At 40.7% G+C, this 22,966-nt stretch carries 15 protein-coding genes; 10 read left to right on the top strand and 5 right to left on the bottom strand.

What is annotated here, in order from left to right; translation table 11 throughout:
- Positions 1 to 35: 35 nt before the first annotated feature.
- The gene (locus tag ACFFIP_RS08835; protein WP_382387240.1) at positions 36 to 599 is read right to left on the bottom strand and encodes a PepSY-associated TM helix domain-containing protein; all 564 of its coding nucleotides are present in this window, start codon (positions 597 to 599) and stop codon (positions 36 to 38) included.
- Positions 600 to 680: 81 nt separating this feature from the next.
- Positions 681 to 1,529, bottom strand: coding sequence for a hydroxymethylglutaryl-CoA lyase (locus ACFFIP_RS08830; protein ID WP_382387239.1), 849 nt, complete (start codon positions 1,527 to 1,529; stop codon positions 681 to 683).
- Positions 1,530 to 1,788: 259 nt separating this feature from the next.
- Here ACFFIP_RS08830 and ACFFIP_RS08825 point away from each other — a divergent pair, with 259 nt between their 5' ends.
- From ACFFIP_RS08825 to ACFFIP_RS08815, 3 genes are all read left to right on the top strand, one after another.
- Positions 1,789 to 3,132 carry a hypothetical protein gene (locus ACFFIP_RS08825; protein ID WP_382387238.1) on the top strand — a complete coding sequence of 448 codons (1,344 nt, stop codon included), beginning with the start codon at positions 1,789 to 1,791 and terminating at the stop codon, positions 3,130 to 3,132.
- Positions 3,122 to 3,760, top strand: coding sequence for a CPBP family intramembrane glutamic endopeptidase (locus ACFFIP_RS08820; protein WP_382387237.1), 639 nt, complete (start codon positions 3,122 to 3,124; stop codon positions 3,758 to 3,760). The genes ACFFIP_RS08825 and ACFFIP_RS08820 overlap by 11 nt, the downstream gene beginning before the upstream one ends.
- A gap of 68 nt (positions 3,761 to 3,828) precedes the next feature.
- The gene (locus ACFFIP_RS08815) at positions 3,829 to 5,361 is read left to right on the top strand and encodes a Ppx/GppA phosphatase family protein (RefSeq protein ID WP_382387236.1); all 1,533 of its coding nucleotides are present in this window, start codon (positions 3,829 to 3,831) and stop codon (positions 5,359 to 5,361) included.
- Positions 5,362 to 5,376: 15 nt separating this feature from the next.
- Here ACFFIP_RS08815 and ACFFIP_RS08810 read toward each other — a convergent pair whose 3' ends face one another.
- Positions 5,377 to 7,662, bottom strand: a complete 2,286-nt coding sequence (locus ACFFIP_RS08810) for an acyl-CoA dehydrogenase family protein (RefSeq protein ID WP_382387235.1) — start codon at positions 7,660 to 7,662, stop codon at positions 5,377 to 5,379.
- Positions 7,663 to 7,846: 184 nt separating this feature from the next.
- Between ACFFIP_RS08810 and ACFFIP_RS08805 the strand changes: the two genes are divergently transcribed.
- The gene (locus ACFFIP_RS08805) at positions 7,847 to 8,839 is read left to right on the top strand and encodes a Gfo/Idh/MocA family protein (RefSeq protein WP_382387234.1); all 993 of its coding nucleotides are present in this window, start codon (positions 7,847 to 7,849) and stop codon (positions 8,837 to 8,839) included.
- Between the two features lie 9 nt (positions 8,840 to 8,848).
- On the opposite strand, the gene ACFFIP_RS08800 is transcribed toward ACFFIP_RS08805, so the two are convergent.
- Positions 8,849 to 10,111: a DUF819 family protein gene (locus ACFFIP_RS08800; RefSeq protein ID WP_382387233.1), complete on the bottom strand. Its 1,263-nt coding sequence runs from the start codon at positions 10,109 to 10,111 to the stop codon at positions 8,849 to 8,851.
- A gap of 255 nt (positions 10,112 to 10,366) precedes the next feature.
- On the opposite strand from ACFFIP_RS08800, the gene ACFFIP_RS08795 reads away from it, so the two are divergent.
- The 6 genes from ACFFIP_RS08795 (at position 10,367) to ACFFIP_RS08770 (ending at position 21,670) form a co-directional block, all read left to right on the top strand.
- A complete protein-coding gene (locus ACFFIP_RS08795) occupies positions 10,367 to 12,586 on the top strand; it encodes a sodium-translocating pyrophosphatase (RefSeq protein ID WP_382387232.1) in 2,220 nt (739 codons plus the stop codon).
- Between the two features lie 384 nt (positions 12,587 to 12,970).
- Positions 12,971 to 16,174, top strand: coding sequence for a SusC/RagA family TonB-linked outer membrane protein (locus ACFFIP_RS08790; RefSeq protein WP_382387231.1), 3,204 nt, complete (start codon positions 12,971 to 12,973; stop codon positions 16,172 to 16,174).
- A gap of 17 nt (positions 16,175 to 16,191) precedes the next feature.
- Complete coding sequence (locus tag ACFFIP_RS08785; protein WP_382387230.1) at positions 16,192 to 17,637, top strand: SusD/RagB family nutrient-binding outer membrane lipoprotein; 1,446 nt, start codon at positions 16,192 to 16,194, stop codon at positions 17,635 to 17,637.
- Positions 17,638 to 17,667: 30 nt separating this feature from the next.
- Positions 17,668 to 18,084 (top strand): hypothetical protein, encoded by a 417-nt coding sequence (locus tag ACFFIP_RS08780; RefSeq protein ID WP_382387229.1) that lies wholly within the window; start codon positions 17,668 to 17,670, stop codon positions 18,082 to 18,084.
- A gap of 212 nt (positions 18,085 to 18,296) precedes the next feature.
- On the top strand, positions 18,297 to 20,387 hold the full coding sequence (locus ACFFIP_RS08775) for a S9 family peptidase (protein ID WP_382387228.1): 2,091 nt from the start codon (positions 18,297 to 18,299) through the stop codon (positions 20,385 to 20,387).
- The gene (locus tag ACFFIP_RS08770; protein WP_382387227.1) at positions 20,387 to 21,670 is read left to right on the top strand and encodes a D-alanyl-D-alanine carboxypeptidase; all 1,284 of its coding nucleotides are present in this window, start codon (positions 20,387 to 20,389) and stop codon (positions 21,668 to 21,670) included. The genes ACFFIP_RS08775 and ACFFIP_RS08770 overlap by 1 nt, the downstream gene beginning before the upstream one ends.
- On the opposite strand, the gene ACFFIP_RS08765 is transcribed toward ACFFIP_RS08770, so the two are convergent.
- The gene (locus ACFFIP_RS08765; RefSeq protein ID WP_382387226.1) at positions 21,664 to 22,776 is read right to left on the bottom strand and encodes a DUF6920 family protein; all 1,113 of its coding nucleotides are present in this window, start codon (positions 22,774 to 22,776) and stop codon (positions 21,664 to 21,666) included. The genes ACFFIP_RS08770 and ACFFIP_RS08765 overlap by 7 nt on opposite strands.
- Positions 22,777 to 22,966: the final 190 nt, after the last annotated feature.

The raw sequence follows: 22,966 nt of genomic DNA, 5'->3' as shown, positions 1-22,966 counted from the left end.
CAAAAAGTTGAAAAAAGCTCTGCTTAAGGGAGAGGTTAATTGGAGGATTTTTTCTTGAAATTCTTGATTTTTCGTGGATAATACCACAAATAAAAACCGGATATCCCAAGAATGATCAAAGCCAAGGAAGTGATGGTACTATAAACTAACTTGCTTCCTTCTGCTCCTGTTTGGAATAGAAAATCCAAAATACTGCCATCATGGATTTTTTCAATCATGTCTGAATTCCTGCGACTTACCGATAATATTTCACCTGAATACCCATCCAGTTGAATTTCCGTGAAATGGTATTTAAAAAGAATTTTGACGATACCTTTATCTGGTCTTATGTCTATCCTGTCAATTTCTTCACTTTTGCCGACGCTGTCCCTCATATAAGATTTGCTGATGCTGAGCATGTCGTCCACATTCATCCAGATTTGGGGATTTTCCACTTGGGTGGTTTGGGTTTTGGGAATCAGGCCGAATTCCTTTTTCCAGGCAAGCAGAATTGCTGTAATACCGATCAACAACAGAAAAAACACAAATGGAATACTCAACCATTTATGAATTCTCCGATGAATACGGGTCAGATTGGCAGTTTTTGAAATATTGGTCATAATCTAATACAGCAAGCCAAAGATATCCTTTTCCATTTCCTCGGGAACGACAATCCTATTAGCGGTAGTATCTTAGTTTAATCAGTGAAATACAACCTGAGCAAGTTTCCTTGCTTCGGAAAACTCTGTTTTATCAATACCGGTTTCATAACCGTTTTTTTCCAAGATACTGACCAAGGATTCCGTGGCTACATTGCCGACCAATTCATCTTTGGCCATTGGACAGCCGCCAAATCCAAGGATCGCACCATCAAACCTTCTACAACCTGCCTTCAAAGCGGCTTCGATTTTAGGGGAAAGCACTGCAGGGTTGGAGTGAAGGTGAAGTCCAAACTCTATTTGCGTAAAAGATTGGGCATTCACTTCATATAATGACTTGATCAGATCAGGTGTCGCTGTGCCGATCGTATCGGCAAATGAGATGATTTTGATCCCCATTTCATCCAGGTTTTCTACAAATTCAGCCACCAATTCCGGACTATAGGAATCACCGTAAGGATTCCCAAAGCCCATGCTCAGGTATGTGACCAAGGTTTTTCCATGGGTTTCACATAGATTTTGGATATTCTCTACAGTCTCCAGCGCCTCAGCTATTGATTTATTGGTGTTCCTCTGCTGAAATGTTTCCGAGACGGAAAGTGGAAATCCCAAGTAATCTATTTCTTCAAAGTGTAAGGCATCTTCAGCTCCTCTGACATTGGCTATGATGGCCAAGAGTTTGGATTTTGATTTATACAAATCCAAAAGGGACAAAACTTCTGCCGTGTCCCGCATTTGAGGAATCGCTTTTGGGCTGACAAAGCTCCCAAAATCTATGGTGTCAAAACCTACTTGTAATAATTGGTTGATATAAGCAGCTTTGATTGCAGTATCAATAAACTCCTCCCTTCCCTGCATGGCATCTCTAGGACATTCAATTAATTTAATCATGACCGAATGTAATTTTTGCTGCGATCATTTCCAATTGATATGATTATGAAAGGCAAAACTTGCGACCATTAGAAGATGCTTTTATTGTTGTGAAAAAGTGTGCAGTAATTTATTTATATGGAAGAATATTTTGTATCTTTTCATAGATCAAATCTATCGTTTCGGAAAACCTTATATGTCCCACAAAAGCATTTATATAGCAATCTTGTTGTTTTGTTTTGGATGGTTGACATTACAATGCCAAAAGAAGCCATTCGAAATGGAAGAACAATTTTCTTTTCGGCTGCTGACCTTTTATGGGGCTACTTTCCATCCTTACTCAGTGATGGATTTCCATGAGCAATTTACCAATGAGGATTCAGCAGAATTTCTTACTGCGCCAGTCAGGAATGGAGATTTGGTTTATTTTGAGCTAGATAAAACCAACAAATTTTATACTTTATCAATTGACCCTGACTGGAAAGATACCTTGGTTTTTGATGGGGATGAAAACACTTTGCTGATCAACGGGGAACTTTCAGCCATTACGATTGATTCTGTCGGACCTTCGCTTTTGTTTTTGCATCAGTTGTCCCTGAAGGAGAGCAAAACGCTCAAATCAATTGAGTTTGAAATTGAAATTCCTGATTCGGTTAAGCCTTATTTGCGAAAAATTGCTGAGTTCAATCCGCATATTGACATTTCATTCACAGGATATGAAGATTCAATCCCTGTCAATAATCAGGATTTACTTTGGATTTCCCAGTATTTTTCTCCTAAAATGCTCTCCATTAATAATCCATTGGATTCTCTTACTTTAATGAGTCTTGGAAGATTCAAAATTCTTGAAAGCCTGATGATCTCTATTCCGGATTCAATCGGAGATCTTCCACTTCCCCATTTGGAAAAATTGAAAAAATTAATCCTGATAGAATGGAATGAAACAGATCAATACCCACTCCTGAAGTCATCGTTTTTTAAAGAAAACTTGCAGCTCAAATCCTTTACTTATATCGGGGATCTTGAAGATTTGGAAAGTCTTCCACCTTGGTATGATCTGAAGGAACTTGAGGAATTGAATATTATGTTTTTGGATGATGCATGGATGGATTACCCTTTAGCATATTCCCATCCAAATTTAAAAGCTTTGACTGTGGTAGGACAATTGGAAAATGCCACGGATATTTCAAATTTAAAGCAATTAAAAAGACTTTCTTTAAGGTCACAGGAATCCTACATTAAGAATAATTTACCAATTTTTGCGGACTCGTTAAAAGACCTGGAGTTTTTGGACATTAATGTAGCAGATACCCTGTTTGATTACAGCATTTTATCAAAATTCAACAATTTAAAATATTTAATTATTGGGGAGTCTGATTATAGTTCCCCAATAGATTCAGGAATGTTTCAGTTGAAAGGTTTAAGGTACTTGTCACTTCATGAAGATTTTTTTAGTGACTCTCTTGGGATTGTCAAGCTAAAAAGTGAATTGCCAAATACTATCATTGTACCCAATTCCGGTGCCTGTATCGGATCCGTATGGTTATTGTTAATTATTCCGGTCACAATAGTTTGGTTCCTTTTGTTGAGGGCTTATTATTCAAAGAGGGGGTATGGAACTTGATTCAAAAAAAGGGCTTTACCGTTCGATTTACCTGACTGTTTTTTTGTGCTTGTTTTCATTACTGATCCAAGAGGCCGCTCCCATAAAATGGCTTGGCTTTGCATCTTTATTGATGGCAGGCTTTTGGATAGGCATCATTCAAATATTCCATCCAAAGGCAGTTTTTGATGTCCAGCTTTGGAGGCTTAAAAAATCCAAAATATGGGTATTGCTTATATCTGTCTTCATAGCGTTGGCAGTGGCCATTTATTCCCGATGGGAGGATGGATTCCCTTTCATACCACTCAGTATTGGGTCTTTTGTTATGGTAGCTGTCTCCATTGGATTTATTGAAGAACTTGTTTTTCGAGGATATATTCAAGGAGCTGCGGGCTATTGGAATCCTAAATGGGCTATTCTGATTTCGGCTGTTGCTCATGCGGGCTATAAAGCTTGTTTGTTTGTCCTGCCGGAACAGACCATTTACAATACGCCTTTGGAGTTATTTTTATATACAGGGATTGCTGGGATTCTTTTTGGATTTTCCAGATACCTCAGCGGATCCTTATGGCCTTGCATAGCCGCACATTGTATCTTTGATTTTTGGGTATATATGGAACAACCTTCAGCACCTTGGTGGGTTTGGTAAAAATCCTATAATCGGTACCTAAAGGTTACAATTAATGCTTATCTTTAGTTTTGACCAACCCTTTGTCTATGAATCTCGCAGCAATTGATATTGGCACCAACTCCATTCACATGATAATTGTCAAAGCTACTTCTAAGCATCAATTTGAAGTGCTGGTGCAGGAAAAAGAAATGGTAAAATTGGGTGTCGGCGTATTTGCCCATAAAATGCTGAGCAAGCAATCTTTTAATAAAGGCATAGAGACCATCTCCCGTTACGTCCAATTGGCGGATCAATATGGGGTGGACCACATCATCACAGCAGCTACTTCTGCTACAAGAGAAGCCAAAAACGGGCGTGAGTTTTTGGATAAACTGATCCATGAAGTAGGACTTTCTCCACAGTTGATTTCTGGAAATGAAGAGGCAAGATTGATATTTTTGGCAGTCAAGAGGGCTATTGATCTTCAACATGAGAATACACTGGTTTTAGACATCGGTGGGGGAAGTACCGAGGCAGTTGTGGGAAACAAGGAAGCTGTTTTGTTCAAGAACAGCATGAAACTTGGAGTTTTGAGACTTTTGGACAGGGTTGGTAACCAAGAACCACTACCTCCTGAACAGCAGGAAGCACTCAGGGCCCATGTGAGAGAATTGGCTGCTTCAATTTTGGAAAGTGCCAGAAAAGTTGGTTTCAGTAAGGTGGTGGGGACTTCCGGCACCATTCGGACTCTTGGGGAAGCAACAATTCACTTAAGTGGGAGGGAAGTAGGGAATTCTGTAAATGCAGAAGTCATCAGGGTGAAAGATCTTGAAAAGGTAGTGAAAAGACTTTTGACTCTACCTCCAGAAGAAAGAACCATGGTTAAAGGTGTAAGCGAGAATAGGGTAGACGCTATACATTTGGGAGGCTTATTGCTGGTGGAATTACTTAAGTTGGCAAAAGTCAAAGAGCTTACCTTGTCGGATGCCTCTCTAAGAGAAGGCTTGATCATTGATTACATCGAAAAGCATGGTCAAAGATTGGAAGAAGTTGTGGAGGGAAAGAGCATCAGAGAAAGGAGCAGTTTGCTGATGGCCATGAAATATGAAACGGAAATTGAGGAAAAAAAGCATGTGTCCCGATTGGCTATGCAACTCTTCGACCAATTGAAGGATTTTCATGGAATGGATATGGCTGCTAGAGAACTGCTCTATCAGGCATGTTTGGTTTATGATGTGGGGACTTTTGTCAATTTTCAGGATTACCACAAGCATTCCAGATATTTGATTCTTCAGGGTAGGTTGAGAGGATTTAATAACCAGGAATTGGTCGTTCTGGCCCTGCTTGCCAGGTACCACCGCAAATCAGGTCCCAAAAAAAGGCATAAAGCTTTTAAGAGATTGGATAAAAAAGAAAGAAAATTGGTCAAAGGGCTTGCTGGAATACTTAGGATAGCTGTAGGTTTAGATAAAACCAAGAACCAATGGGTTGAAAACGTCCATTGTTTGATGGATAAGAATAGGCTTACGATCAAAATATTCGGCGAGGCCGGAATGGATTTGGAAATCTGGGAAGCACAGCGGTTTTCTGACACATTATCCCTCTATCTCAAGAAAGAAATCCTGCTAGAAAAAGGATGAAAACTTCCTGATCAATCACCTTACAGCAATAGGTGCAGCCAGACAACTTTCCGGGATTTCAAAGGCATCAGTTAAGGCTAGCGCATTTTTTCTTACTTCCCAACATAATTGGTTGACCTCTTTTCGAATTGCCTTTGTTTTGATTCCTTCCATGTAGCCTTCTTCTAAATACCATCCTTTGTGTTTTTCCAAAGTTTGAAGGGCGAAAAGCTGGCAAAGTTGTGTAAGTGTATTTTGACAATCCTTATCAGTAATGGTACGGATTTTTTGCTGGAACTCCTGCAAAATGACACGTTCGATAAAGGCAGTCCCTACTTCTACTAAGTGGTGTTGGGCAACATTGAATGCATCAAATGAATCCATTCCTGATTCAATAAGTCTTTTTAACCTTCGGGCTGCACTGCTCAGGATACTCCTTTCCCTATAGCGGAAAGCATTGAGGTGAAAATCAAAATCCAACAAGTGTTCAGTGGCAGTGCTTCGGGTAATGACTGGGTTTTTTTCTGTGATATTTGTTTTGGTTTGATTGGCGAGGTAGTTTAAAATGGTGAACAAGTTCATGTCTCCAAACTCCTTTCGGAATTCTGTCAGTCTGTTTTTGGCCACCAACTGCATCAATACCACATTATCGCCTTCAAAGGTGGTATAGACATCAGTGTCATTTTTCAGAGCATCAATCCTGTTTTCTGAAAGGTAGCCTTTACCTCCACTAGCTTCCCTACATTCCTGTAAAGTTGCTGAGGTAAACCAGGTTGTGTATGCCTTTAATCCTGCGGCTAAAGCTTCTATTTCCTGTGCATCGTCTTCTGTCCTACCTAAAAACCTTTTTGTCAAATATTGTAAAGCAAACTGCAGGGCAAAGATTGTGGCCAAAGGTCTCATCAGTCTTCTCTGATGCATCCTATAATTCAGAATCGGAACTTCTTCGCCTCCTTCAGGTCCAAACTGTTTCCGTTTTTCTCCATGAAGGATTGCGATGGTCAATCCGGATTTGCAGGCGGATAGGGCAGAGCGGGGAATACCGATCCTTCCACCAACCAATGTGCCCAACATGGTGAAAAATCTCCTGTTGTCAGATTGTATTGGGCTTTCAAACTCACCTTCAGCGTTGATTGAAGCAAACCTGTCCAACATGTTTTCTTTGGGGATTTTCACTTGGTCAAAGTAGATGATACCATTGTCCACTCCGTTTAATCCCATTTTTCTACCACAATCCTCAATCCGAATTCCAGGAAATAATTTGCCATTATCAGACCTTAGTGGTACCACAAAAGCATTGACGCCATAATCTTCCCCATCAATGATCAGCTTGGCAAAGACCGTAGCCATCTTTCCATGTAGAGCAGCATTTCCTATGTATTCTTTTCTGGCATCAGGATGGGGAGTATGGATCGTGAAGGTTTGGTCAAGATGGTTATAGGTGGCAGTAGTCTCGAGCCCCCTCACATTAGAGCCATGCCCTGTCTCTGTCATGGCGAAGCAGCCCGGTAATTTCAGACTTCCAATGTCCCTGAGGTATTTATGGTGATGTTTCTCCGTCCCCAAAAAATATATGCTCATTCCCCAAAGGCCAAATTGAACACCAAACTTGATTACCATGCTCAAATCATGGAAGCTGAGGGTTTCCATAATGGTAAAATAACCTTCCATATCATCTTTTCCTCCGGCATGGTGAGGATATGCCCAAGAACCAAATCCCTGTTTGGCAAGATCCGTACACCAGTTCAACACCTGCTCTCTTTGTTCGTTAAGGTTTTCAAATTCCTGATAACGAAAAAGTGGATCAGAAATAATTGTTTTGACTTTTTGGATTAGCTTTCTCTGGTCACCATCCAAGATTTCAGACATTTTCTTGTGGTCAAAGGTATCTTCCCTCAAATCCCCTGAACTGATAGTTTCATGTCTTTTTTTGTACAAGTATGTAGCTTCTTTGCCCAAAATACCTATTGCTGATTCTGTTGCCATGAAGTCTTTGGCTACATGTTCCGAAAGCTTTATGTGAGGATTTTCGATTCTGACTAAAGCCAAACCTATTTCAAACAGTCCAACTTCTTGTTCCGGTCTTAGAGCCTTTATTTTTGCCTGCCAGGATTTCAGTTCCTTTATTTTAGGAGGGTGATTCGGGTCTATTTTGGCCAATAGCCACTCTTTTTCATCCTGTTGCAACCAAGTTTGTTTGAGGACCAAGGCTTGCATTTCAGAGATTTCAGTTGGAGACAAAATATGATCTTCCCAGACCCTGTGCAGCAAAGGGAGAAAAATCAGGCAATTGGTTGGGGCTACTTTTTGTGGACTTTGCATATTTTTTGGACTTAGACCTGTTGCTTAAGTTAATGATATCATGGCAAAATCACCAATCCAAGACAATTTGCTTTTTTCAGGTTGGTCTTTAAATCATGGGATATCTCATGAGAATTCTTTCTTCATATGCTTTAATCTAAATGTTCAGACACTTTATATGGAAAGTTTTATTTATTTTTCATGTATGAGAAAAATCCAGGAAGATGTTGTAAAATGGGGTGTGCTAGGGGTTGGTAATGTTTGCGAGAAAAAATCCGCTCCTGCCATGAAATTGATTCCGCATAGCCTATTGGTGGCAGTGATGCGCAGAAACGAAGAGAAGGTGAAGGATTATGCCGATCGGCACCAAGTCCCTAAATGGTATACTGAGGCCGTGGATCTAGTCAACGATCCTGAAATTAACGCTGTTTATATTGCTACACCTCCCCACATGCATTTACCGTTGACCAAATTGGCTGCTGCTGCCGGCAAGCCTGTTTATGTAGAGAAACCAATGGGAAGGACTTATGCCGAGTGCAAGGAAATGATTGCCCATTGTGAAAAGGCGGGAGTTCCTCTTTATGTAGCTTATTATAGAAGGGCCCTGCCGCATTTTGTCAGGATCAAAGAATTATTGGATGAGGGTACTATAGGTGAAATCAGAACGGTACATGTCAATTTGAAACAGGTTCTGACTCCAGATGTAGTGGTACATTTGGAAAACAACTGGAGGATAGACCCACAGATTGCTGGTGGAGGCTACTTTTTTGATTTGGCATCACACCAATTGGATTTATTGGATTTCTTTTTTGGACCTATTGTCCAAGCTAATGGTTTTTCAGGAAATCAGGCAAAAGCGTATCAGGCTGAAGATGTTGTCGTGGGTAGTTTCGTATTTGAAAGTGGGGTCATGGGTTCAGGAAATTGGTGCTTTACCACTGCCAAAGGTGCGGAAATTGATGAGGTCATCATTTATGGAAGCAAAGGGTCTATTCGTTTTGAGACTTTTGGAAAAGGGGAATTCATTCTTGAAAGTGATTCACAGGAAACCAAACATTTCCATGTGGAATTACCTTACCATATTCAGCAGCCATTGATACAGACTGTAGTGGGAGACTTATTGGGAACTCATGTCTGCCCAAGTACAGGGAACACTGCAGCCAGGACAAATTGGGTGATGGACCAATTGGTACGTTAGGAAACTTATTCAAAAAAGCTTCAAAACATTGGCTACCAGAAAACCCAGGTAATTCCCAATGGCATAACCAATAATCCCAATAGTGATACCGGACACCATAATATGTCTATTGCGCAATGCGCCGGCAATGACAGGTACGAATGGAGGGGAACAGATAAAAGCTACGGAAGTGATCATTGTGGTGTCTGCATCAATTTTAAAGATTTTGCTTAAAAGAATATGGATGAACAGGGAACCAAATACTGCTAGTGATATATAGCCCAAAAGTGAAGGGGTCAGGCCAGCAAAGTTTCTGATGTCTGCCATGGAGGCTACTACAAGGCTAAAGATGAGAATCAAATACATGCCCGCATCAAAGGATTTTTCAATACGGTTGATGGCAGGAATCAAAGAAGCCAATATTCCCAGTGTGGTGATGCTCAGGATGATTACCACCATCAGTAGATGATCTGGTACCAAAAGGGATAGGACCGCGCCTATTACCACGATGCCCAAAGCCAGTAAAATTGCCTTGCCTAAAGGCAACATCGTTTGCTTGTTCATAAAAGCCCAAAAATCCTTTTGTTTCTCTTTGTCCTCAAGCGCAAAACTTCCCTTGGGCAATGGGAATTTTGGAAGGAATTTCTGAAATAGTGTTTGACCAATGGATAGTAAAAAGGACAAGTAAAATACACCTATGATAAGATCATAGGTATGGGTCAATATGTAGGTGTTAGGGTCTACATCCAGCATCATTTTTAAAGAAGCAAGATTTGGTGTTCCTCCTGTATAAACGCCAACCAATAAGCTTGAAACTTTCCAAAGGTCTTTGATGCCCGAATTCTGAAAAATAAAAAAGCCAGCCACAATCACCAGTATCACAGAGAATAAGCCTACAAATAATGAGGTCAATGTTTTCCCGGCCATTTGTTTCCACTGCTTGATATTGGAAGAGAAAAGCATCAGTGGGATTGCCAATAGAATACTGATGCTCATCACGATATCTCTCAACTTATAAATCTGAAAAGCGAGCAGGTTTTCTTCAGAGATCAAGTCCTTCTCCAAAAGAGCATTCACCTCATTGATGCCTATTTTTGGATTGGTTACCATAAATTCATTGAGGAAAGAACCTGTAGCGGGAAGGATGCCCACATTGCCTATCAATAGCCCTAAGATATAGGCTATGATGACTGGACCAATTTTATTAATCAATGGGTATTTGAAGCAAAGATAGAGGATCAGAGCAGGCGTCAGGATGTATAATACAGCCAAAAGAAGAGTTGCTGAAGTCATGGGTGCTGGAATTTGAAACTGAAAATAACAAAAAAACATCGTTTGGTTTAAAATATTCAAGTTCTTTTGAATCTGCCTTGATCGACAACAAAGAATAAATTTTGATTTAAAACAATGGTTAAAGCCTGCTTTGTGACGCAGAATTTTATTTGGTTATTAAAAATACATGACTTTTATAGGTTTTGATTGCGAGATATATGAATAGTAATATATTTGTTGGATTGAAATTTCGACAGTAAACGCAAAAATAGTTTTATGGAACAAATGTTTATTTATTTGGTGCCCTTGTTGGGAATTATCGGCCTTATTGTAATGGCTATCAAATCTGCTTGGGTGACCAAGCAGGAAACAGGTGATGAAAACATGATGGAACTGGCCGGATATGTGGCCAAAGGAGCCATGGCTTTTTTAAAAGCAGAATGGAAAGTTCTATTCTATTTTGTTGTCATTGCCGCAATTATTCTAGGATGGTCTGGGACTTTGGTTGAAAATTCAAGCCCTATCATTGCCATCTCATTTGTAATCGGAGCTTTCCTTTCCGCGTTTGCTGGTTACCTGGGGATGAACATTGCGACGAAGGCTAATGTCAGAACTACCCAAGCTGCCAAAACCAGTCTTAAAAAAGCCTTGGATGTATCATTCACAGGGGGTACCGTCATGGGACTTGGTGTAGCTGGTCTCGCTGTCTTAGGGATGGGCTCATTGTTCATTGTTTTCTACAACCTATTTGTGGTATCCACAGGTGGTGATGTAAACGGCGCAGCAATGGAAACAGCCCTTGAAGTTTTAGCCGGGTTCTCTTTGGGTGCTGAATCTATCGCTTTATTTGCCCGTGTAGGTGGAGGTATTTATACCAAAGCAGCAGATGTGGGCGCGGACTTAGTAGGTAAAGTGGAAGCAGGTATTCCTGAGGATGATGTGAGAAATCCAGCAACCATTGCAGATAACGTAGGTGACAATGTAGGTGACGTGGCAGGTATGGGTGCTGATCTTTTTGGTTCTTATGTGGCCACTATTTTGGCTTCAATGGTATTGGGTAGAGAGATTGTTTCTGCTGATAATTTTGGAGGTATTGCTCCAGTACTATTGCCTTTAGTGATTGCCGGTTTAGGTCTGATGTTCTCGATTGTTGGTACCTTGTTTGTTAAAATAGCCAAAGATACAGATAGTGTACAGGTGGCTTTGAATAAAGGAAACTGGATTTCCATCTTGTTGACTGTAGCTGCTTCATATCCTTTAATTATGTATATGTTGCCTGAAGGTGACCTTGTGTTGTCCAGAGGCGGTTCAATCTCCTTCACTAAAATGGGAGTTTTCGGTGCGGTAGTCATCGGTTTGATTGTAGGTGCTTTGATGAGTATGATCACCGAGTATTACACCTCTATGGGCAAGAGACCGGTGAACTCCATTATCAAGCAGTCATCCACTGGACACGCTACCAATATCATTGGAGGTCTTTCAGTAGGGATGGAATCTACAGTTGCACCTATCTTGGTTTTGGCGGCAGGTATTTACGGATCTTTTCTTGCTGCAGGTCTTTATGGTGTGGCCATTGCTGCAGCTGGTATGATGGCAACTACTGCCATGCAGTTGGCAATTGATGCCTTTGGTCCTATTGCTGATAATGCAGGTGGTATTGCAGAAATGTCTGGCTTACCAAAAGAAGTTAGGGAGAGAACAGATATTTTGGATGCTGTGGGAAATACCACTGCGGCTACCGGAAAAGGTTTTGCCATTGCTTCTGCAGCGTTGACAGCTTTGGCTTTGTTTGCAGCTTATGTTGGTATTGCAGGAATTGATTCCATTGATATTTATAAAGCGGATGTACTTGCCGGCCTCTTTGTAGGTGCGATGATTCCGTTTATTTTCTCTTCGTTGGCCATAGCTGCAGTAGGACGGGCTGCCATGGATATGGTTAATGAGGTGAGAAGGCAGTTTAAGGAAATTCCAGGCATTATGGAATATAAGGCGAAGCCTGAATATGAAAAATGCGTTGAAATTTCTACAAAAGCTTCCATCCGTGAGATGGTCGCACCTGGTGCTATTGCTTTGTTGGCTCCGATGATCGTAGGTTTTGCTTTTGGCCCTGAGGTATTGGGTGGTTTATTGGCAGGTATTACCGTATCAGGTGTATTGATGGGTATCTTTCAGAATAATGCCGGTGGTGCTTGGGATAATGCCAAAAAATCCTTTGAAAAAGGTGTAGAAATCAATGGTAAAATGGAATATAAAGGTTCTGATGCCCATAAGGCTTCTGTTACAGGTGATACAGTAGGTGATCCGTTCAAAGACACTTCAGGTCCATCCATGAACATCCTGATTAAATTGACATCAATTGTAGCCTTGGTTATTGCGCCACATATTTCCGAAAACGGGCATGGTCATGCCCAAGCGGATGAAGATGTGGTCAAAAAAGAAATTCAAGTTAAGATTTCCAAAGAGATCGTTTCTGTAGAAGAACTGAAAATTGACTAAGGAAGAGTCACTTTGCTCAGTATAGATCTTAAAAGGTTGCCCATGTAAAGGGCAGCCTTTTTTGTTAAATTGAATTGATTTTTTTAAGGAAAAGAAATGACTGGATTTTTTACGTGTATGAAATAGCCTAATGATGGTGGTGATGTCGGGCTTAGTCTTTTATCCATATTTTTGATCTTTCATCAAAAAAACTTTGTGTTAACTAAAAATATTCTTTAATATCATTATCAAATTTTGAAAAAGCTGTGTGGTGTTTTTTTGATAAAACATTAAAATATTGCTTTTATTTTAAAAAACCTGCAAATACAGCTTGCGTTTTAGGTCTGGGATTTTCTTTCCGGTATTTTATTCTGTTTGTTTCATTTTACAGTTAAAAGGTTTTTTATGAAGAAAAAATTTACGCATTTGTTTTTCTTCTTACTGTTGTTTGGAGTCTCTTCTATGAGTTTTGGACAAGGGATAACAGTAAGTGGAAAAGTCGTAACTCAGGAAGATGGTCAGCCATTGCCTGGAGTAACAGTTCTGGTTCAGAACAGTAATGTCGGTACAGTCACTGATATTGATGGAAACTATACCATCAATGTTCCCAGTGGGTCCAACGTCCTAACCTTCTCTTTCATGGGCTTTAAAAGCCAAACAGTTTCGATCAACAACCGTTCGAGGGTGGATGTATCTATGGTTTCAGATACAGAACAGTTATCTGAATTTGTGGTCACAGCTTTTGGTTTGACCCAGGAGAAGAAGAAGCTTGCTTTTTCACAACAAGAGGTGGGTTCATCAGAAATCATGGCTTCAAGAGAGCAAAATGTGGTTGATGCCCTGAATGCCAAAGTTGCCGGTGTTCAAGTGACCAGACAAGGTGGTGCGGCCGGTGCCGGTTCCAGTATTGTCATCAGGGGAATTCAATCAATCTCAGGTCAAAATCAACCTTTGTTTGTGGTAGATGGTGTGCCTGTAAACAATGCTTTCCGCTCCTCAACGGGAACATCAAGCGGTGTGGACAATGCCAATAGGGCTATCGATATCAATCCCAATGATATTGAAAGTATTTCTATCCTTAAAGGACCTGCGGCTACATCCTTATATGGGATTCAAGGAGCTACCGGGGTTGTCTTGATTACTACTAAGAAAGGATCAAAGACAAAAGGATTTTCAGTAGATGTTTCTACCAATACTTCTACCGATAGAATCATGAATTATTTTCCCCAGCAATTGAGGTATAGTCAGGGAGATAATGGGATTTACAACGGAGGAACTACATTTAACCATTATGGTGCTCCCATGTCTACGCTAAGGTATGATGAAAGTACGCCTTTTGCCAAAGATCCAAGAGGGACAATCGTGGATATGAATCATCCGAATGCAGGTCCGAGAGTACCTGTTTATGATAATCAGCGCCTGTTCTTTCAGAACGGCTTCACCAATGATACACACGTAGCCGTATCCTCTTCCAATGAAAAAACAAGCTTCTATCTTTCAGCTGGTAATATGTACCAAGAGGGAATTATTCCAAACAATACCTTTAATAGAACATCTTTTAAGCTGTCAGCTGATTCAAAGTTAAGTGAGGTAGTTAAAATTGGTGGTTCTGTAAATTATATCAACAGCAAAAGTACCAAGTTTGGTAGGGGAGATAATTTTTCAGATGCTATTCAGGGTTTATACAGGACTCCTCCTTCTTTTGATAATTCTGCGGGCTTTGTGTATCCTAACGGCCAGCAGAGAAATTTTAGAGGAGCTGTAGATGGTTCTAGGCCTTTTAGTCCTGACAATCCACTTTGGACGGTGAATAATAACCCATTTAACGATAATGTAAACAGGTTTATTACCTATTTGCAGACAGACATCACACCAGCTTCATGGTTGACGATCACACACCGTTTGGGTTTTGATTTTGCTGATGAAGATAGAACCCAGATATGGGCACCTTCCTCAGCAGGAGGTGATGCCATTGCAGCAAGTGGTGCACTAGGAGGAAGAATAATAGAGGATAATTTTACGGATAGAATTCTCAACTCGGATTTTATCATCTCTGCCACGAAGGACTTTGGTGAAAACTTTACTTCAACCTTCCTTGTGGGACATAACATGTTTTCGACAAACACTTCCAGGTTGTTTATGAGCGGTACCAATTTTGCTATTCCTGGACTATTCAATATCGCAAACACCCAAGAAAATCCTGTTTTTACCAGAAGTGATACTGAAAGGATTACACAGGCAGTTTTCGGAAGGGCTAGTTTGGGGTATTTGAATTCGATTTTCCTGGAATTGTCTGTAAGAAATGAATGGGCTTCTACTTTACCCGCCAATAACAGATCATTTACTTATGGCAGTGCAGGTATGAGTGTGGTGTTGACTGATCTCTTGAAAATTGACAGCAATATCTTTAGTTATGCCAAATTAAGAGGTTCGTATGCCGGTGCAGGTAATATTCCACCTGCCTATACAACAGACACATTCTACAATATCGCGACTACAGGTACCAGGTATGCAGGTGGTGTTAGATTCCCTATTGATGGAATTGGAGGCGTGCTATTAAGTTCAGCTGCAGGTAACTCTAACCTACGAGCCGAATTTACCAATACCTTCGAGATCGGCACAGATATTAGGTTGTTTGAAAATAAAATCGGTCTGGATGTGACCTACTATAATGCTATCAGTAGAGATCAGATCGTATCCGTGCCCGTTCCTGCTTCTACCGGTTTTACAAGCCAATTGATCAATGCAGGAGAAATCCAAAATAAAGGTATTGAAGCAGTAGTGACAGGAACTGTAGTGGAAAGGGGGGATTTTTCCTGGAATATGGTTTTCAATTTTACCCGAAACAGAAACTATGTCAATTCACTTCCTAACGATGAACCTATCGTAGATAACCTTTATGGTGCCAGGATTCAGCGAAGATTAGTGCCCGGTGAGCAGTTTGGTTTATTCTATGGCAATGGGTTTTTAAGAAATGACAACGGGGACATTCTAATCAATCCTCAAGGTTTCCCAATCATGGATCCACAACAAAAAATGGTAGGTAACCCAAATCCTAATTACCTGATAGGATGGAGAAATAATTTTACCTATAAAAACTTCAATCTCTCTATGCTTTGGGATATCAGAAAAGGTGGAGATGTGGTCAATGTAACTGCATATTGGATGGGTAATGGTTCCGGTGTGGCAGAACATACTTTAGACAGGAACAAAGTAGTGGTGTTCAGAGGAGTAATCCAAAATCCCGGAGGGGACAATGACGGTCAACCGAACAATATCCCTGTGCCGCTCAATCAGGCGGCCTTTCAAGGTTCTGGAGCAGCCATGGCAATGGGAAGGGAACTGACAGAGAGATGGGTTCAAGACGGTTCCTGGATAAGGCTTCGTGACGTTTCCTTGACCTATCAATTACCATCTTCTGTTGCCAATAGAATTGGAATGTCACGTGGATCTTTAGGTGTCTATGGCAGGAATCTTCTTCTTTTCACCAACTATGGTGGGATTGATCCTGAAACTAACTTGTCAGGACCAAACAGTGTAGTGGGTCTGGATGCTTTTACTACTCCAAACATGAGGAGTTATGGTGTTACCTTGAATATGTCCTTCTAACCTAAAACATGAAAGCAATGAAAAATAAGATATTTTCTTTTATACTGATGCTCTTTGTGTTGATCTCCTGTGAGAGTTTTGATGAAATCAATACCAACCCTAATCAGGCGACAGATGCATCGATTCAGGTGATTTTTCCTGCAGTGACAGCATCCTTTGCCTATGGGTTGAACGGAGAGTCGGCACAGTTTACCAGCATTTTGATGCAGTACCTAACAGGTGTACTGGGTGATCAGCAACAGGTCAATAATTATGCCTTTATCGCTGATATGAGTGATGCTACCTGGAACAGGTTTTATGCAAATTGCCTCCTAAATATCAATAATATCAAAGAAAAATCAGCCGACTTGGGAGCTACACATTATGCCGGTGCGGCTAAAATCATGGAAGCCATTATCATTGGTTATTCCGTTGACCTTTGGAATGACATTCCTTATTCGGAGGCCTTGCAACTTGATAATATCAGGCAGCCAAGATTTGATGATGCAGCTCAATTATATCAAAGAGTACAACAGCTTCTGGATGAAGGAATAGCAGACCTGAATGCCCAAAGTTCTACAAGTCCTAGTACCAATGATCTGATTTATAGAGCGGCCTCTGAGGTTCAATGGGTTCAAAATTCCAGACCAAAATGGATTTTATTGGCAAGGGCGATGAAAGCCAGGTTCCATAATCACCTCAGTAAGGTAGATCCTCAAGGATCAGCTACGGCGGCTTTGGCTGCTATTGATGCCGGATCCTTTACTTCCAATGCTGACCATCCGAATGTACTGTTTGGTTCTGAGTTTGCAGGTCCATGGTTCCCGTTTTTCCAGACTACTTTTGGAGAGAACAACGTGGCAATAAGCCAAAGATTTATCGACCTGTTGAAAGATCGCATTGACCCAGGTATTGATGATCCTAGACTGCCTTTCTTTGTTTCACCGACAACGGCAGGTTTATATGTAGGGACCCCAAATGGTTCAACTTCAAGACCTCAGGGTTCTGTAATCCCTGGGCCATATCTCAATAGGAGAGAAGCACCTACACCCATACTCAATTATTCTGAGTTGAAGTTTATAGAGGCAGAGGCAGCTTTGAGACTAGGTCAAAATGATAGGGCTGCTAATGCATTCAACGCAGCTGTGGCAGCATCTCTTCAACGGGTTACTGGATCACTTGATGCTGGCTATATAGCGAAATTCGGCAGCGAAACAGGAGGAACTTTGACATTGGCTAAAATTATGGAAGAGAAACATATCGATATGTTCTTACAGGCTGAGGCTTGGACAGATTGGAGAAGGTCTACTCCACAAGGTTCCCCAAATACGGTTTCTGGTATTCCGACTTTGATACCATCTCCTTCCAATACCACTCAAGGCGCTTTTCCAAGAAGATTTATTTATCCGAATAGAGAAGTGGTCAATAATTCATCCAATGTCCCTAATGTGAATAATTTGGACAGGGTATTTTGGGATAGGTGATTTCTTGAAAACCATATAATGATTTTAACTATGAAAAATATAAAGAATATCGCAAGTTTGCTCCTGATGATGGTATTTATGTCCTCTTGTATTCTCGAGGATGAGGAGCCAGAATATGATGTGGTAGGAGCCGTAGGAACTATTGCTACCTTAACGGCTTCCAATACTAATCCGGAAGTCGGACAGACTGTAACTTTCACCATGACCATATATTCTGAGCATGAAAACGCAACAGAATTGAGAATGAACAGGTTGGTCAGTGGTACGCCTACTCCTATCAGTACACGTACTTTTACCAACTGGAATAAGGAAGATTCCTATGTGGAAAGTTTTCAATATGAGATTCCTGAAGGAACGGCAGGAACAACCTTGACAATGCAATTTGTCCTTGTAACGGAAAGCAATTACACCACATCCAGGAATATCAGCGTCAACGTCCGTCCATAAAGGGTAATGAAGCTGGGTATAACCTCTGTCTGCTAATGTGGACAGAGGTTTTTCTTTTTTAGATAATCCCAATCATCTGAAGGGTTTATTTTTTTCAATATGGAAACTGTCATACACTCATTTGTTGGGGTAATCTATTGGTTTTAGGAAGAACGGTACACTGTTAAATTGAATTTTTTGTTAAATTTTGGCATAGTAAACTGACTGATCCTATGAAAAAACCCCTTTTGACTTTGTTCTTGGTATTGTATGGAGCATTTCTATTTGCCCAATCTTTTACCATGGAGCAGATTACTTCTTATCCTTTTCCTACAGAATTAACCTCTGCAGCATCCAGCAATAGAATTGCCTGGGCCATGAATGAAAAGGGATTGAGGAATATCTATGTGGCAGAAGCCCCTGAATTTATTCCCAGAAAAATCACTTCATTTTCAAAGGATGATGGGCAAGAAATCACTGGTATTCAATTTACTTCAGATGGAAACACCCTGGTATTCGTAAGGGGAGGAGAACATGGCAGTAACTGGGATTACAATGTAGGTATAAACCCCTCTCAGGAAAGGTTGATGCCCAAAGTGGAAATTTGGAAGGTGGCTTTTAGTGGAGGGAAGGCAGAATTGTTAACTGAAGGTGATGAGCCCATTATTTCACAGGACAATCAGACCGTTGCTTTTATCAAAAACAGGCAAGTTTGGACTGTATCCCTTCAGGATAAAAGTTCAGGCCAATTGTTTGAAATCAAAGGTTCGGTAGGAAACCTGAGCTGGTCTCCTGAAGGTACGCAATTATTGTTTTCAGTGAATAGAAGCACTCATAGTCTTATCGGGGTTTATCATATTGGCAACCAAAGTGTGCAATACCTTTCTCCTTCATTTAGCAGAGATTCTAGTCCAAAGTGGTCACCTGATGGAAACTATGTGGTGTTTGTCAGACGACCTGGAGGGAAGCCGGAGCCAATGCCTATTTTGGAACAAAGGCATAGTCCATGGGAAATATGGGTTGCTGATGTAAAAACTGGAGTGGGTAAACGCAGGTGGAAAGCTCCCGAAACCTTAAGAGGCTCCATTTCCACGACACATGGAGGAGCCAATTTGCACTGGGCAGGGGATAATAACCTTGTGTATTTATCATATGAGGATGGATGGCCCCATCTTTATGCCATGCATGCGGAGACTGGACCTTCAAGACAATTGACCAAAGGGGACTTTATGGTTGAACATGTCAGCTTGAGTAAGGATAAAAAGTTTTTGGTATTTTCAGCCAATCATGGTCCCAATAAAGAGGATATAGATAGGAGACATATAGGCAAAGTGGATATTCAAACTGCTGCTATGGAAATTTGGACAAATGTCCAGGATGGGATAGAGGCTATCCCTGTTGTACTTCCAGATCAAAAGTTCATCGCGTATTTTTCCGCTTCACCCCAAAGGCCAATGCTTCCTACAGTCAGGAACACGGCCACTAATGAAGTAAGTGTAATTGCCCAAAATCTATTACCAGTAGATTTTCCAATACAACTTGTCACTCCCAAACAAGTAATTTTCAAATCCCCAGATGGTCTGAATATCCATGCGCAGGTATTTGAAAAGGAAGGAGGACCTGATAAGAAACCAGCGGTTTTGTTTGTTCATGGAGGCCCCCAAAGGCAAATGCTTTTGGGATGGCATTATGGGGACTATTATTCCAATACCTATGCCATCAACCAATACCTTGCAGAACAGGGTTTTGTAGTGCTATCGGTGAACTTTAGGCTGGGAATTGGTTACGGATATGAGTTTCACAAGCCTGCCCGAACCTATTGGCAGGGAGCAGAAGAATATTTAGATGTTAAGGCAGCCGGTGAATACTTGGCCGCTTTACCTCAGGTGGATCCTAAGAGAATTGGGATTTATGGAGGTTCCTATGGAGGATACCTGACAGCTTTGGCTTTGGCAAGAGATTCAGAATTATTTGCTGTAGGGGTAGATATTCATGGGGTTCATGAATTGTCCAGCCGTTTGGAAATGCCGGATGGCTATGAGAAAGCTCCTGATTTTGAAAAAGCACAAAGGACAGCCTATTTATCCTCTCCACTTGCATATCTGGATACCTGGAAATCTCCAGTCTTGTTTATTCATGGTGATGATGACCGGAATGTTCAGGTAAGTCAGACCACAGATCTGATCAGGAGGTTTGAGGAGAAGAAAATGCCTTTTGAGTATTTGATGATCCCAGATGATTCGCACCATTGGATGAAATATGCCAATTTGGTCAAGGTCAATCAGGCAACAGTTGATTTTCTAAAAAAACACCTTCAGCCATAATGAAGCAGGTTTTCATTTTCTCATTACTTTTGGCTGGGAGTATAATTTCCAGTGCTACCGCCCAAAGATTAACCGAAAGAAAAGTGAGGAAAATGTTTGGGCAATCACAGATCATGCAGGAGCATTTTGTCGGATTTATATTGCAGGAAGAAGGTGGAAAGATAGTATATGCCCAACATGAAGACCGGTATTTTGTGCCGGCTTCTAATACCAAACTGCTTACCTTATATACCGCATTGAATGTTCTTGGCGATTCAATTCCTGCTTTCAGATACGAAATTAAAGAGGATTCCCTGATTATTTGGGGTACAGGTGATCCGTCTTTTTTACACCCAAAATTGGACAATGGAAAGGTTTATGATTTTTTATCCAACAGTCCTTACCGCATATTTTTAGCAGAGGACAGCCCCTTGGATTTTGAACCGAGCTATTGGCGCGCTGATCTGGCTCATTTTCCAATTTATGGGAATATGGCTTCATTGAGTGTCTCCAATAGTGGTGAGTTGAATGTATTTCCTTTAGGGCTCAGGGATTTTCTGGCTGTAGATTCAACTTTTCAAAGTGATCGTTTTCAAATCCGAAGGTCAAAAATAGGAGACGGCTTAACCTATCCCGCACTCAAGGTCCCTGTTGATTTTAAGGAGAATGTTCCATTTCCAGCAAATCTCCAAGCTATAAGGATTTTACTTCAGGATACCCTAAAAAAAGAAGTGCAATTGGTCAAGCGTAAGAAGCATGATTGGCTACAGACCTTTTACAGTATTCCTTCGGATAGTCTATATAAGCATATGATGTTGCCAAGCGACAATTTTTTGGCAGAACAGATTTTGCTTTTGTGTGCTAGTGAATTGTCAGATACTTTGGAGATCAAAAAAAGCATTGAATATAGTTTGGAGAATTTGCTTCAAGACCTGAAAAGTACCCCTATTTGGGAAGATGGGTCAGGATTATCCCGGTACAATATGTTTACTCCAAGATCAGTTTTACAGGTTCTCAACAAGCTGGAAAATGAGATAGGAAATACGGAAAGATTAAAGATGCTTTTGCCCGCCGGGGGTGTATCAGGTACTTTACGCACAGCATACCAGTTGGACGAGGGGCAACCTTTTGTCTGGGCAAAAACAGGATCATTGAGGAACATGCATTTGCAAAGTGGCTGGTTGGAAACCAAGAAAGGGAAAACCTACCGTTTTGTCTTTATGAACAATAATTTTGTAAGGCCAACTGCTGAAATCAGGAGTGAAATGGTCAGGATCATGACAGAAATCCATGATCTTTATTGATTTGGATTGAATTTTACTTCCTTGATTTCAAATTGTGCCCAAGTCCAGTCACCTGTATCCAATTTCCAGGTAGCACTTCCTTTTGAAGGTAAGTTGATACCATCAAAGTTTCTGTGTTCTTCGATATTGACGGTCCATTCCAACTTTGAGGCATTCGGTCCGCTTCCCATGTATCGGTCTGCGATGAATTTGTCTAGCTTGCCGTCTTCCAGGAAGTGAAATACACCTGTTCCTGAAGTCTGTTTGAACGTCATGGTGGCTTTTGCAGTATTGTTGTCTATTTCTTCCCAATGAATATTGGGGAGGAGGGCTGCAGAAGGATACCAGACCATTTCGCCCAAAAACCGTTGAAGAGCACTTTCGTTGAACTGTGGATTGTAGCCATCTTTTGCTACAGGAAATAAGGAAAGTAGCTTGAATAACATTTCCCCTTGCCCATCAATGAATTTATCCCTTCCAAATGCATATACAAATGGCATCATTTTCATATCAGCAGTCCAGACAAAGGCAGGTGGTGATATAGTTGAGTATTGTTCGGCTTTTGTGGGGAACCATTCTTTTTGTTCAGGTTTGAGTTTGATGAGGTAATTTTGGGCTATGTATACGGAACCGATACTTTCCTTTTTCAAAATTCCTGAAAATATGAGCCATTTTTGGACGGGAAGAGGAAGTTTCTCAAGTATTTCCCTGGAGTTAGGCGGGAGAGTTACCTTTTCTGCATTTTCTAAAATTCCGTCTATTTCCTTTTCTGCTTTTTGCTCAAATCTGAATTGAAAGAAAGCAATTAAAGCCACAATCAAAATTATCAAATTGGGGAAACTGGCATATTTCGCATCAGCCCAATGAGGAATAATGAGCATTTGGGAAATGAATGCTCCCGTTATTCCAAATAGCCACCAATGGGGATGTTCGAAAAAGTAAAATATCCCTGCTGTCATTAAAACCAATATGGCCCCTAGCCAGATCAAGCCATCAGATTTACTGATAGAAACTGTGAATTCAGGAATATTGATCAGCTGAAAACCCTTCAAGAAGCCTATCAGGTGGATAAGTGCATGTAAGGTAAGTATGATGATAAAAATCGTCCTCATCTTTTTGTTGTTCATTGGTTAAAAATTAGACAGTACGAACCTAAAAATACTGATAAATATCATGAAAGACTTTGATTTGTAATTTAATGCCGTTAAGTTAAGGAATGTGATTAAATAGATTTGTAATTCATTGAGTATTTCAGTTTAGCTCTGAATTTCCGCTTGAATACCTGGTTTCTTCTTGAATATTCTATTTTGGAAGCGA

Origin of the sequence: Fontibacter flavus, assembly GCF_042432905.1 — a bacterium.
GTDB classification, from domain to species: Bacteria; Bacteroidota; Bacteroidia; order Cytophagales; family Cyclobacteriaceae; genus Fontibacter; species Fontibacter flavus.
The sequence above is the reverse complement of the archived record's forward strand: the minus strand, read 5'-3'. Positions and strand labels throughout refer to the sequence as shown.

Excerpts from the sequence above, each read along its gene's own strand:
- ACFFIP_RS08835 (WP_382387240.1), bottom strand. The coding sequence starts at position 599 with ATGACCAATATTTCAAAAACTGCCAATCTGACCCGTATTCATCGGAGA.
- ACFFIP_RS08830 (WP_382387239.1), bottom strand. The coding sequence starts at position 1,529 with ATGATTAAATTAATTGAATGTCCTAGAGATGCCATGCAGGGAAGGGAG.
- ACFFIP_RS08825 (WP_382387238.1), top strand. The coding sequence starts at position 1,789 with ATGGAAGAACAATTTTCTTTTCGGCTGCTGACCTTTTATGGGGCTACT.
- ACFFIP_RS08820 (WP_382387237.1), top strand. The coding sequence starts at position 3,122 with ATGGAACTTGATTCAAAAAAAGGGCTTTACCGTTCGATTTACCTGACT.
- ACFFIP_RS08815 (WP_382387236.1), top strand. The coding sequence starts at position 3,829 with ATGAATCTCGCAGCAATTGATATTGGCACCAACTCCATTCACATGATA.
- ACFFIP_RS08810 (WP_382387235.1), bottom strand. The coding sequence starts at position 7,662 with ATGCAAAGTCCACAAAAAGTAGCCCCAACCAATTGCCTGATTTTTCTC.
- ACFFIP_RS08805 (WP_382387234.1), top strand. The coding sequence starts at position 7,847 with ATGAGAAAAATCCAGGAAGATGTTGTAAAATGGGGTGTGCTAGGGGTT.
- ACFFIP_RS08800 (WP_382387233.1), bottom strand. The coding sequence starts at position 10,111 with ATGACTTCAGCAACTCTTCTTTTGGCTGTATTATACATCCTGACGCCT.
- ACFFIP_RS08795 (WP_382387232.1), top strand. The coding sequence starts at position 10,367 with ATGGAACAAATGTTTATTTATTTGGTGCCCTTGTTGGGAATTATCGGC.
- ACFFIP_RS08790 (WP_382387231.1), top strand. The coding sequence starts at position 12,971 with ATGAAGAAAAAATTTACGCATTTGTTTTTCTTCTTACTGTTGTTTGGA.
- ACFFIP_RS08785 (WP_382387230.1), top strand. The coding sequence starts at position 16,192 with ATGAAAAATAAGATATTTTCTTTTATACTGATGCTCTTTGTGTTGATC.
- ACFFIP_RS08780 (WP_382387229.1), top strand. The coding sequence starts at position 17,668 with ATGAAAAATATAAAGAATATCGCAAGTTTGCTCCTGATGATGGTATTT.
- ACFFIP_RS08775 (WP_382387228.1), top strand. The coding sequence starts at position 18,297 with ATGAAAAAACCCCTTTTGACTTTGTTCTTGGTATTGTATGGAGCATTT.
- ACFFIP_RS08770 (WP_382387227.1), top strand. The coding sequence starts at position 20,387 with ATGAAGCAGGTTTTCATTTTCTCATTACTTTTGGCTGGGAGTATAATT.
- ACFFIP_RS08765 (WP_382387226.1), bottom strand. The coding sequence starts at position 22,776 with ATGAACAACAAAAAGATGAGGACGATTTTTATCATCATACTTACCTTA.